Genomic DNA, 12,123 nt, shown 5'->3' on the forward strand with positions numbered 1-12,123 from the left:
GACAGGGGATAACAGCATATGTCGTCAATTCGTGGAAAATTCCTGGTGGGGTCGCTGGTAACGGCGCTGGCCTTCGGGATGACGTTGGACGCCGAGGCCAAGCGCATGGGCGGCTCGCGCAGCGTGGGCAAGCAGTCTGAATCGGTCACGCAGCGCCAGCAGACGCAGCCTACCTCGCCGACCCAGCAAGCGCAGCAGCCTGCACAACAGGCGGCACCGGCTACGGCCGGGGCAGCCGGCGCGGCAGCGGCCGCAGCGCCCAAGCGTAACTGGGGCGGCATCCTGGGCGGCATCGCCGCCGGCCTTGGTATCGGCTGGCTGCTGTCGCACTTCGGCCTGGGCGGCGCGGCGCTGAGCTTCCTGTCCAACCTGATCCTGATCGCGATCGTCGCCTTCGCGGTGATCTGGCTGATCCGCAAGTTCCGCGGCGGCAGCCAGCGCAGCCACCAGCCGGCATACGCGGGTGCAGCCGGTGCGGCGGGTGCCGGCAATGCCGGCGGCATGGGCCGCAGCGCCGAGCCGATGCTGCGCCAGCCGCTGAACACGCCGGAGAGCACGCCGGCAGCCACCCCGATGATGCAGGGCGCCGCAGCCGCGCCGGTCGCGGCGGGTGCCGTGGCCCAGCAGCCGTGGGGCGTGCCGGCCGATTTCGACACCGAAAACTTCCTGCGCAACGCCAAGGTCCACTTTGTGCGCCTGCAGGCAGCCTGGGACGCCGGCAACCTCGACGACATCCGCGAGTTCACCACGCCTGAGATGTTCGCCGAGATCAAGATGGACCTGTCCGAGCGCGGCGCCGAGGTCAACAAGACCGACGTGGTCACGCTGGAAGGCCAGTTGCTCGGCATCGAATCGACGCCGTCGCAGCATATCGCCAGCGTTCGCTTCTCGGGCATGATCCGCGAGAAGGCCGGCGAGGTGGCGCAGCCGTTCGCCGAAGTCTGGAACCTGGCCAAGCCGGCGACCGGCACCGGCGGCTGGCTGCTGGCCGGCATCCAGCAGGAGTCGTGATGCCGCGCCTCCGTGGCGAGTGATGCGCCCGGGGGAGTAGCTTAGAATGGAGGCCCACGTGAAAGCGTGGGCCTTTTTGTATTTGGGCGCCCGGCGTGCAAACCTCGCCGGATGCCTCACCGCCAGCCAAACCGCGCTGCCATGAACACTCTGCCTTCCGCCCTGGCCACTCCCGCGATCTCGGCACTGAACCACCTGCTCGAGCAGGAGCCGTGGGCCCGCAACCAGCTCGTGCCGTTTGCCGGGCGCGTGATCCGCTTCGATGCCGCCGCCTTCGTGCTGTCGCTGAAGGTGACCGAGCACGGCGGTACCGAGCTGGCGCCGGAAGCCGAGGCCCCGGCGGTGACGCTGCGCGTGCCGGTGCAGCAGTGGCCGCTGGTTGCCGCCGATGTCGCCGAAGGCGGCCAGGCCGCGGCCATGCGCCATGTGCGCATCGAAGGCGATGCCGAGCTGGCCAATACCGTGTCGGCGCTGGCGCGCAACCTGCGCTGGGATGCCGAGGAAGACCTGTCCCTGGCGCTGCGCGGCATCATGGGCGGGCCGCTCAGCGACAGCGTGGCGCAGCGCGTGGTCGGCGGCGCGCGCCAGGTCCACGAACAGGCCATGCGCGTCGGCCGTGCGCTGGTCGACAACGTCACCGATTACCTGCTGGACGAGCAGCCGACGCTGGTGCGCCACGCCGCGCTGGACGCCTTCGGCGCCGACGTGGGCCAGCTGCGCGACAGCCTGGCGCGGCTGGAGAAGCGGCTGGAAAAGCTGGAGCGCGCCTCCGTGCCAACCACCCCCGCCACGCCCGGCCAACTGCCGTCGCCGCACCGTTGAGCGCGGCCGCGCCCGCATCCATCCTGTGCCAACCGCTACCCTGACTGCCCGCCCCGGCCCCGAGAAGACTCCCGAATGACCCGCCTCCTGCGCCTTGGCAAGATCATCTTCGTCATCCTTTATTACGGCCTGGACGAGCTGGTGCTCTCCGGCTTCAGCAACCGCAAGATCCGTTTCCTGGTGCGCGTCATCACCATCGGGCGCAAGCTCGACATGCCGCGCGGCGAGCGCCTGCGGCGGGCGCTGACGGCGCTGGGGCCGATCTTCGTCAAGTTCGGCCAGGTCCTGTCGACGCGGCGCGACCTGATGCCGCCCGACATCGCCGATGAGCTGGCCAAGCTGCAGGACCAGGTGCCGCCGTTCGACTCGGTGGTGGCGGTGAAGATCATCGAGCGCTCGCTGGGCCGCCAGATTTCGGCGCTGTTCGAGACCTTCGAGCACCAGCCGGTCGCCAGCGCGTCGATCGCGCAGGTCCACTTCGCCACGCTCAAGGGCGGCCCCAACCATGGCCGCGAGGTCGCGGTGAAGGTGCTGCGCCCGGGCATGCTGCCGGTGATCGACAGCGACCTGGCACTGATGCGCGACATGGCCACCTGGCTGGAGCGCTTCTGGGCCGACGGCAAGCGCCTGAAGCCGCGCGAGGTGGTCGCCGAGTTCGACAAATACCTGCACGACGAACTCGACCTGATGATCGAGGCGGCCAATGCCAGCCAGCTGCGCCGCAACTTTGCCGATACCAACCTGCTGCTCGTGCCCGAAGTGTTCTGGGACTGGTGCAGCAGCTCGGTGTTCGTGATGGAGCGCATGCACGGCATCCCGATCTCGCGCACCGAATCGCTCAAGGCGGCCGGCGTCGACATGCACCAGCTGGCCGAGGAGGGCGTCGAGATCTTCTTCACCCAGGTATTCCGCGACGGCTTCTTTCATGCCGACATGCACCCGGGCAACATCCTGGTGTCGGTGCAGCCGGAGTCCTTCGGCCGCTATATCGCGCTGGACTTCGGCATCGTCGGCGCGCTGTCGGAGTTCGACAAGAATTACCTGGCGCAGAACTTCATCGCCTTCTTCCGCCGCGATTACCACCGCGTGGCGCTGCTGCACGTGGAATCCGGCTGGGTGCCGCCCGAAACCCGCGTGGAAGAGCTGGAAAGCGCGGTGCGCGCCTGCTGCGAGCCGTATTTCGACAAGCCGCTCAAGGAAATCTCGCTGGGCATGGTGCTGATGCGCCTGTTCCAGACCTCGCGCCGCTTCAATGTCGAGATCCAGCCGCAACTGGTGCTGCTGCAGAAGACGCTGCTCAATATTGAAGGGCTGGGCCGCCAGCTCGACCCTGACCTGGACCTGTGGAAGACCGCCAAGCCGTTCCTGGAGCGCTGGATGTACGAGCAGGTGGGCTGGAAGGGCGCCTGGGAGCGGGTCAAGGTGGAGGCGCCGCAGTGGGCCAAGATGCTGCCTGACTTCCCGCGCCTGGCACACCAGTTCCTGGAGCGCCGCGCGCTGGCCGGCAACGGCGAGAACGACAAGCTGCTGGCGCAGCTGGTGGCCGAGCAGCGCCGCACCAACCGGCTGCTGGGCACGGCGTTGTTGCTGGTGGGCGGCTTTGTCGCCGGCATCGTGTTGACGCACGTGCTGGCCTGGGGCGGCTACTGGTAGGCCGGCCTCGCCGCCAGCGCACCCCCATCCCCCTATATAAGGAACGAGTGGAGACCATGCCGGACGTGCCCAAGCCCGCCCCCGTCCCTGCCTTCAGCACCCGCGACGCAGCCGACCCGTCGTTCTGGGACGAGCGTTTCGCGCAGAATTTCACGCCCTGGGACGCGGGCGGCGTGCCCGAGGAATTCCGCCAGTTCATTGCCGGCCGGGCGCCCTGTCCGACGCTGGTGCCCGGCTGCGGCAACGGCTGGGAGGCGGCCTGGCTGTTCGAGCAGGGCTGGCCGGTGACGGCGATCGACTTTTCGGCCCAGGCGGTGGCCTCGGCCAAACGCGCGCTCGGCCCGGCGGGGGTGGTGGTGCAGCAGGCCGATTTCTTCGCCTTCACGCCCCAGCCGCCGTGCCAGCTGGTCTACGAGCGTGCCTTCCTGTGCGCGCTGCCGCCGGCGATGCGCGCCGACTATGCCGCCCGCGTGGCCGACCTGCTGCCGCCCGGCGGCCTGCTGGCCGGCTATTTCTACCTGGGCGAGACCCGTGGCGGACCGCCGTTTGCGATGCCCGGGGCCGAGCTGGATGCCTTGCTGGGGCCGGCCTTCGAGCGCCTGGAAGACCGCCCCTCGGCCGCCCCGTTGCCGGTGTTCCAGGGGCAGGAGCGCTGGCAGGTCTGGCGCCGGCGGCCCGTCTGAAGGCCTGCCGCCAGGGCCTTGTGGCGACAGCGATGCACGGCGTGGCGCATTTGCGCCACTGGGGAATTTTTTTGGCCCGCGCCGGTCTGCGTCGCTATAATCCGCGTTTTGATTCGGCTACGACCGCAGGCCCTGCCGCGTCCGTCCCGCCACGGGATGGCACGCCAAGAAGCTCCTCACGCGGCCCCGACCGATGAATTGGACTCCGGGCAGGCGCCCCTGACGTATCAGGAAAGCCGCCCGGCATTCGGTTTTTCGCCACAAGGGCACTTTCTGCATAGGGCAGCGGCATGCTGATCTGGTTCGTCATCATCTACTGGGTAATCTCGGTCGGCATCGGCCTGTGGGCGGCGCTGCGCGTACGCAACACCACCGATTTCGCCGTCGCCGGGCGCAGCCTGCCGTTCCATATCGTCACCGCCACCGTCTTTGCCACCTGGTTCGGCTCCGAGACCGTGCTGGGCATCCCGGCCGTGTTCCTCAAGGAAGGGCTGTCGGGGGTGGTATCCGACCCGTTCGGCTCGTCGATGTGCCTGATCCTGGTGGGCCTGTTCTTCGCCCGGCCGCTGTACCGGATGAACCTGCTGACCATCGGCGACTACTACCACAACCGCTACGGCCGGCTGGCCGAGGTGCTGACCACGCTGTGCATCGTGGTCTCGTACCTGGGCTGGGTGGCGGCGCAGATCAAGGCGCTGGGGCTGGTGTTCTATACCGTGTCGGACGGCGCGCTGTCGCAGGAGGCCGGCATGATGATCGGCGCGGCCAGCGTGCTGGTTTATACGCTGTTCGGCGGCATGTGGTCGGTGGCGATCACCGACTTCATCCAGATGATCATCATCGTTATCGGCATGATGTATATCGGCTACGAGGTCAGCGGCCAGGCCGGCGGCGTCGCGGCGGTGGTGTCGCACGCGGCCGCGGCGGGCAAGTTCGAGTTCCTGCCGGCGCTGGATTTCGTGCAGATCATCGGCTTCGCCGCGGCGCTGTTCACCATGATGCTGGGCTCGATCCCGCAGCAGGACGTGTTCCAGCGCGTGACCTCGTCACGCACCGAGCTGATCGCAGGCCGCGCCTCGGTGCTCGGCGGCGTGCTGTATTTCTGCTTCGCCTTTATCCCGATGTTCCTGGCGTATTCGGCCACGCTGATCGACCCGGGCATGGTAGCCAAGTACATCGACACCGATTCGCAGCTGATCCTGCCGCAGCTGATCCTGCAGCACGCCCCGATGTTTGCCCAGGTGATGTTCTTCGGCGCGCTGCTGTCGGCGATCAAGAGCTGCGCCTCGGCAACGCTGCTGGCGCCGTCGGTGACCTTTGCCGAGAACATCCTGCGCCCGTACTTCCGCCATCTCGACGACAGGCAGTTCCTGCGCGTGATGCAGGCCGTGGTGCTGGTGTTCACCACGCTGGTGACGCTGTTCGCGCTCAACTCGCACCTTTCGATCTTCCATATGGTTGAAAATGCCTATAAGGTCACACTGGTGTCGTCGTTCGTGCCTCTGGCCTTCGGCATGTTCTGGAAGCACGCCACGCGGCAGGGCGGCCTGGCCGCGATCCTGCTGGGCCTGTCCTCATGGCTGACCTGCGAGGTCGCTTTTGCCGATGCGGTGGTGCCGCCGCAGATGGTCGGCCTGCTGTTCTCGATCAGCGGCATGGTGGTCGGCTCCTTGCTGCCGCAGTGGATCGCGGATCACGCGCCGGTCAAGGAAGTGCATATCGCCTGACCCGGCGGCGCCGGCAAGCGCCGGCAGGGCTCCGATAGCCCCTCCATTTCCGGCCATCAGCCAGCCACAGAACGGTTTATAATTCAAGGCTTTGCATCGCCATGCGGGACGGCTTGCGCGGGTTTCCGCGCTTCCCGGCACCGGCGGCGATGCCCGCCCTTGTACCGATTTCCGTAGTTTTCTCGCGAAAAGACACCATGCCGATCTATGCCTACCGTTGCGACGCCTGCGGCCACGGGCGCGATGTGTTGCAAAAAATGAGCGATGCCCCGCTGACGGACTGCCCGTCGTGCGGCGTCGCCGGTTCGTTCAAGAAGCAGCTGACCGCGGCCGGCTTCCAGCTCAAGGGCTCGGGCTGGTACGTGACCGACTTCCGCGGCGGCAGCGGCGGCGCCAGCGCACCGGCTGCGGGCGGTGCGGCTGCCGGCGCGGCTGCGGCCAGCGCCCCGGCGGCAGCCGAATCGTCGGCCAGTCCGTCGGCCAGTTCGTCGGCCCCGGCCAGCACGACCGCCGCCGCGCCTGCCGCCGGCGGTTGCGGCAGCGCCTGCGCCTGCCACTGATCCGGGTCGCCACGTGGTCGCCAAGAAGACTTCCGCCCTCAAGACCTGGTTCCTGACCGGTCTGCTGGTGCTGGTGCCGCTGGGCATCACGCTGTGGGTACTCAGCCTGATCATCGGCACGATGGACCAGAGCCTGGCGCTGCTGCCCGAGGCCTGGCGCCCGGACCGGCTCATGTTCGGCAAGCGCGTCACCGGCCTGGGCGCCATCCTGACGCTGCTGTTCATCCTGCTGGTCGGCCTGCTGGCGCATAACTTCATCGGCCAGCGCCTGGTGCGCTGGTGGGAAGCGCTGCTGGGCCATATCCCGGTGGTCGGCCCGATCTACACCAGCGTCAAGCAGGTGTCGGACACGCTGCTGTCGTCGTCGGGCAATGCCTTCCGCAAGGCGCTGCTGGTGCAGTACCCGCGCGAGGGCTCGTGGACCATCGCCTTCCTGACCGGCCGCCCCGGCGGCGACGTGCAGAACCACCTGCAGGGCGAGTACGTCAGCGTCTATGTGCCGACCACGCCTAACCCGACCTCGGGCTTCTTCCTGATGATGCCCAAGGCCGACACCATCGAACTCGACATGACCGTCGACGCCGCGCTCAAGTACATCGTCTCGATGGGCGTGGTGGCACCGACCGAACTGCCACGCAAGAACGGCGGCGCACCCACGCCGCCGCGGCCGCCGGCCAGCCGCGCCAGCAGCGAGGAAGCGGTCGAGACGACCGATCCTTAAGCACTCAAACTGATACGAGCCGCCCGATCTGCTTCGGGCGGCAGCGTTTTACCGGGAATTTCCATATGTCCTCCATGCGTACTCACTACTGCGGTCTGGTGACCGAACAATTCTCGGGCCAGGAAGTGGCCCTGACCGGCTGGGTCCAGCGCCGCCGCGACCATGGCGGCGTGATCTTCATCGACCTGCGCGACCGCGAAGGCCTGGTGCAGGTGGTGTGCGACCCGGACCGCCCCGAGATGTTCAAGGCCGCGGAAGAGATCCGCAATGAGTTCTGCATCCGCGTGACCGGCAAGGTGCGCCCGCGCCCGGCCGGCACCGAGAACGCCAACCTGACCTCGGGCAAGATCGAAGTGCTGTGCCACGAGCTGACGGTGCTGAACCCGTCGGTCACGCCTCCGTTCCAGCTCGACGACGACAACCTGTCGGAAACCACCCGCCTGACGCACCGCGTGCTCGACCTGCGCCGCCCGCAGATGCAGTACAACCTGCGCCTGCGCTACAAGGTGGCGATGGAAGTGCGCAAGTTCCTGGACGCCCAGGGCTTCATCGACATCGAGACCCCGATGCTGGGCAAGAGCACGCCCGAAGGCGCGCGCGACTACCTGGTGCCGTCGCGGGTGAACCCGGGCCACTTCTTCGCGCTGCCGCAGTCGCCGCAGATCTTCAAGCAGATGCTGATGGTCTCGGGCTTCGACCGCTACTACCAGATCACCAAGTGCTTCCGCGACGAAGACCTGCGCGCCGATCGCCAGCCCGAGTTCACGCAGATCGACTGCGAGACCTCGTTCCTGACCGAGCAGGAGATCCGCGACCTGTTCGAAGACATGATGCGCACGGTGTTCAAGAACGCCATCGATGTCGACCTGGACAGCAAGTTCCCGGTGATGGAGTTCCGCGAAGCCATGGCCCGCTTCGGCTCGGACAAGCCTGACCTGCGCGTCAAGCTGGAATTCACCGAGCTGACGGAAGTGATGAAGGACGTCGACTTCAAGGTGTTCTCGGGTCCTGCCAACAGCGACAACGGCCGCGTGGTCGGCCTGCGCGTGCCGGGCGGCAGTGCCATCTCGCGTGGCGAGATCGACGCCTACACCCAGTTCGTCGGCATCTACGGCGCCAAGGGCCTGGCCTGGGTCAAAGTCAACGAAGTGGCCAAGGGCCGCGACGGCCTGCAGTCGCCGATCGTCAAGAACCTGCACGACGCCGCCATTGCCGAGATCCTGAAGCGCACCGGCGCCCAGGACGGCGACATCATCTTCTTCGGCGCCGACAAGGCCAAGGTGGTCAATGACTCGATCGGCGCCCTGCGCCTGAAGATCGGCCATTCCGACTTCGGCAAGGCCAACGGCCTGTTCGAGGACACCTGGAAGCCGCTGTGGGTGGTGGACTTCCCGATGTTCGAGTACGACGAGGAAGACGCCCGCTGGGTCGCCATGCACCACCCGTTCACCAGCCCCAAGGACGAGCACATGGAATACCTGGAGACCGACCCGGGCAAGTGCCTGGCGAAGGCCTACGACATGGTGCTGAACGGCTGGGAAATGGGCGGCGGCTCGGTCCGTATCTTCCGCTCGGAGATCCAGAGCAAGGTGTTCCGCGCGCTCAACATCAACGACGACGAAGCCCGTGCAAAGTTCGGCTACCTGCTGGACGCGCTGCAGTATGGCGCGCCCCCGCACGGCGGCCTGGCCTTCGGCCTGGACCGCATCGTCACGATGATGGCCGGCGCCGACTCGATCCGCGATGTGATCGCCTTCCCGAAGACCCAGCGCGCCCAGGACCTGCTGACCCAGGCCCCGAGCTCGGTCGACGAGAAGCAGCTGCGCGAGCTGCATATCCGCCTGCGCGCCGCCGAGCCGAAGCCGAACGCCTGAGCCGCTCAAGCCTCTGGGTAAAGAAAGCCGCGCCGATGCGCGGCTTTTTTGCTTTCTGCGCAATACCGGCCTGCGCCGCGGTGCCGTCTGCAGCGCTTTGGTTTCGATTTGTTACCGGTAGGAACGAAGCCCGCGGCGGCCGTGTCTCCTTTCTTTGACACGTAATTTGTCGAGGGGCCCCGCGATGAAGGCTCCCGGCGCATGGGAGAAATTCGTGAACCTGAACCTGGATACCGAACTGATCCGCCAGTTCCTGCTGGCCCACCAGGAAACCATCCTGACCTGGCTGGTGGCGGGGCTGGTGATGCTGCTGCTGGCCCGCTTCGAGTTGCGCCGCGCCCAGCGGCGCGCGGCGGTGGCCATGTCCGAAGCGGTGGCGACCACCGTGGCCGCGTGCGTGCCAGATATCGCCCATGCCGTGCAGGCCGCATCGCCGCAGCCGCTGGCCGAGCCGGTCGAGATGCAGCGGGCCGACGCGCTGCGCCGGCTGGCGCTGGACACCGTTGGTGCGGTCATGACGCGCGGGCGCTGGCTTGATGAGCTGGGCAACCTGCGCCTGGCCGACGACGCGCTGCTCGACGGCCAGCGTGCCGGCGGCGCCGACCCGCTGCTGGTGGTAGCGCCGCAGCCGGCGGTGCAGGCCTACCTGGCGGCCCAGCGCGTGTTCGAGGACGAGGCCGCGCAGGTGCAGGGGCTGCGCCGCGATGCCCAGCGCCACGGGGAGGCGCTGCAGGCGCTGGACGCCGAGGCCGCACATATCGAGCAGGAGACGGGCAGCATCGTGCTGCGCTTCGAGCAGGTCAATGCGCAGGCGGCCCAGGGCGTCGATGGCGGCGATTACCAGCGCTTCCTGATCCAGAAATACAACGCACTGGGCCAGCGCGAGAAGGAAATCGCCCAGGAACGCGCCCGCCTGCAGGCCCAGGCGCGGATGAGCGCCGACGCGCTGGCCGAGCGCGCCCACGCCGCTTCGCGCCGCTACCGCGAGGCGCTGGCGCCGCTGATGGAACAAATGCGGGCCGCATGGGGCCATGGCGATTCGCCGCAGGTGTTCGACACCTGGCAGCGCAATGGCAGCGAGCCGGGCCGCGAGCCGGGCATCGAGCCGTACCTGGCGCCCCACGCGCCTGCGCGCAACGCGGCCTGAGGCAAGGCCATCCGTCCCAGGGGCAGCGCTTTCGCGTGGCAAGCGGGCGCGGCTGCGCTATCCTTGGGTTTGTCCTTTCGCCCAGTCCCATGCCCTACAAGATTCCGGAATCCGTGCTGGTCGTGATCTACACGCCAGATCTTCATGTCTTGCTGCTGGAACGCGCCGATCGCCCGGGATTCTGGCAGTCCGTGACCGGCAGCCTCGACACCCTGGACGAACCGCTGGCAGTGACCGCTGCGCGCGAAGTGGCAGAGGAAACCGGCATCATCGCCGGCGAGCACCTGCTGGCCGACTGGGGCCATTCGATCCAGTACGAGATCTACCCGCAATGGCGGCACCGTTATGCCGAAGGCGTCATGCGCAATACCGAGCACTGGTTCGGCCTGCGCGTGCATGAAGCGCTGCCGGTGACGCTGGCGCCACGCGAGCACCTGCAATACAGGTGGCTGCCGTGGGAGCAGGCCGCCGCGCAGTGTTTTTCCAGCAGCAACGCCGAAGCCATCCGCCAGCTCGCATGGCGCTCGGCCGGTGCCGCCGGGCAGCAGGCGCTATGCAGGGCGCAGCCATGAAACTGCGCGTGGTCACCTACAACATCCACAAGGGGGTGACCGGCCTTTCGCGGCGCCCGCGTATCCAGAACGTGCGGGCTGGCCTGCATGCGATGGATGCGGATATCGTCTTCCTGCAGGAAGTGCAGGACCGCAACGATCGCCTGGTGGCGGCGGCGCTGTTCGATCCCGACCATACCCAGCTCAACTACCTGGCGACCGATGCATACCCGCATTCGGTCTACGGGCGCAACGCGGTCTATGACTACGGCCATCACGGCAACGCGATCCTGTCGCGCCATCCGATCCTGATGTCCGAAAACCTCGACATTTCCGACCACCGTTTCGAGCAGCGCGGGTTGCTGCATGCGGTGGCGGACATCAAGGGCATCGAGACCCACCTGATCTGCGTGCATTTCGGCCTGTTCGCCCGCAGCCGCGCCCGCCAGGCCGAGGCGCTGGTCGAACGTGTGCGCAACGTGGTGCCCGAGGGTGTGCCGCTGGTGATCGCCGGCGACTTCAACGACTGGAACCACCGGCTGGATGCGCAGATCTGCAATACGCTGCATGCGGTCGAGGCGTCGCACGCGCGCGGCGCGCGGCTCCATACGTTCCCAAGCCATATGCCGTGGTGGCAGCTTGACCGGATCTACGTGCGCGGCTTCGAGATCGAGCGCGCTCACGCGCTGACCGGGCGGGATTGGGCGCAGCGGTCGGACCATGTGCCGCTGGTGGCGGAGCTGGGGCATCCGCAGGGTGAGGCGGTGGAAGCCGTCGCGGAGCAGCGGGAAAAGGCCGCCTGAGGGCGTCCTGCCACAGTCAGCACAGTCAGCACGGTCAGCACAGTCAGCGGCTTGAATAGTCGCGGATAAAGGCGAAGACGGCGTCGGCGTCGTTCAGGTCCAGCACCGGCAACGACGTCATCGCGGCGGCGGCAGCCACGTTGTCGCTCGCCACCGCGACCACGCCGGGCACCTCATCCCACAGCGGCGTACGACCCAGTCCGGGCCGGAACACCTCCAGCTTGGGGAAATCGCTGCGCTTGTAGCCCTCAACCAGTACCAGGTCGGTGTCGGACGGCAGCACCGCCAGCGCATCGTCCAGCTCGGGCGACGGCACTGCCTCGGGGTAATGCCGCATCAACGTCAGGTGGCGCGCGCCGACCAGCACGACGTTGGCGCAGCCGGCCTCGCGCATGCGCCAGGAATCCTTGCCCGGCGTGTCGGGATCGAAGCCGTGGTGGGTGTGCTTGACGCCGGCCACGCGCAGGCCGGCGGCGACAAAACGGGGGATCAGCTGGTCGAGCAGCGTGGTCTTGCCGCTGCCGGACGAGCCGGTGATGCCGAATACCTTCACGATCGGTTCCGTGGGGGC

Annotated in this window: 12 protein-coding genes; 11 read left to right on the plus strand and 1 reads right to left on the minus strand. The window is 67.6% G+C overall.

What is annotated here, in order from left to right:
- Positions 1–18: 18 nt before the first annotated feature.
- The 11 genes from LPA45_RS02095 to LPA45_RS02145 all read left to right on the plus strand — a co-directional run bounded on the left by LPA45_RS02095 (position 19) and on the right by LPA45_RS02145 (position 11,552).
- On the plus strand, positions 19–1,011 hold the full coding sequence (locus LPA45_RS02095) for a Tim44 domain-containing protein (RefSeq protein ID WP_116317086.1): 993 nt from the start codon (positions 19–21) through the stop codon (positions 1,009–1,011).
- Between the two features lie 141 nt (positions 1,012–1,152).
- Positions 1,153–1,833: an SCP2 domain-containing protein gene (locus LPA45_RS02100; protein ID WP_116317087.1), complete on the plus strand. Its 681-nt coding sequence runs from the start codon at positions 1,153–1,155 to the stop codon at positions 1,831–1,833.
- Positions 1,834–1,908: 75 nt separating this feature from the next.
- Positions 1,909–3,486: a ubiquinone biosynthesis regulatory protein kinase UbiB gene (gene ubiB / locus LPA45_RS02105; RefSeq protein WP_116317088.1), complete on the plus strand. Its 1,578-nt coding sequence runs from the start codon at positions 1,909–1,911 to the stop codon at positions 3,484–3,486.
- Between the two features lie 56 nt (positions 3,487–3,542).
- Positions 3,543–4,169 (plus strand): methyltransferase domain-containing protein, encoded by a 627-nt coding sequence (locus tag LPA45_RS02110; protein ID WP_317923648.1) that lies wholly within the window; start codon positions 3,543–3,545, stop codon positions 4,167–4,169.
- 290 nt (positions 4,170–4,459) lie between these two features.
- Positions 4,460–5,896, plus strand: a complete 1,437-nt coding sequence (locus LPA45_RS02115; protein WP_116317089.1) for a sodium:solute symporter family protein — start codon at positions 4,460–4,462, stop codon at positions 5,894–5,896.
- A 197-nt stretch (positions 5,897–6,093) separates the two neighbouring features.
- Entirely contained in the window at positions 6,094–6,456 is a 363-nt protein-coding gene (locus LPA45_RS02120) for an FmdB family zinc ribbon protein (RefSeq protein ID WP_367394863.1), read from the plus strand.
- A 13-nt stretch (positions 6,457–6,469) separates the two neighbouring features.
- Complete coding sequence (locus tag LPA45_RS02125; protein ID WP_317923645.1) at positions 6,470–7,177, plus strand: DUF502 domain-containing protein; 708 nt, start codon at positions 6,470–6,472, stop codon at positions 7,175–7,177.
- A 65-nt stretch (positions 7,178–7,242) separates the two neighbouring features.
- Entirely contained in the window at positions 7,243–9,051 is a 1,809-nt protein-coding gene (aspS, locus tag LPA45_RS02130) for an aspartate--tRNA ligase (protein ID WP_116317092.1), read from the plus strand.
- Positions 9,052–9,271: 220 nt separating this feature from the next.
- Positions 9,272–10,198, plus strand: coding sequence for a hypothetical protein (locus LPA45_RS02135; RefSeq protein ID WP_116317815.1), 927 nt, complete (start codon positions 9,272–9,274; stop codon positions 10,196–10,198).
- 89 nt (positions 10,199–10,287) lie between these two features.
- The gene (gene nudB / locus LPA45_RS02140; RefSeq protein ID WP_317923644.1) at positions 10,288–10,770 is read left to right on the plus strand and encodes a dihydroneopterin triphosphate diphosphatase; all 483 of its coding nucleotides are present in this window, start codon (positions 10,288–10,290) and stop codon (positions 10,768–10,770) included.
- On the plus strand, positions 10,767–11,552 hold the full coding sequence (locus tag LPA45_RS02145; RefSeq protein WP_116317816.1) for an endonuclease/exonuclease/phosphatase family protein: 786 nt from the start codon (positions 10,767–10,769) through the stop codon (positions 11,550–11,552). The genes nudB and LPA45_RS02145 overlap by 4 nt, the downstream gene beginning before the upstream one ends.
- A gap of 43 nt (positions 11,553–11,595) precedes the next feature.
- Here LPA45_RS02145 and mobB read toward each other — a convergent pair whose 3' ends face one another.
- Positions 11,596–12,105, minus strand: a complete 510-nt coding sequence (gene mobB, locus LPA45_RS02150; protein ID WP_116317094.1) for a molybdopterin-guanine dinucleotide biosynthesis protein B — start codon at positions 12,103–12,105, stop codon at positions 11,596–11,598.
- Between the last annotated feature and the right edge of the window lie 18 nt (positions 12,106–12,123).

Source organism: Cupriavidus sp. Agwp_2, assembly GCF_040784895.1.
In the GTDB taxonomy this organism is placed as follows: Bacteria; Pseudomonadota; Gammaproteobacteria; order Burkholderiales; family Burkholderiaceae; genus Cupriavidus.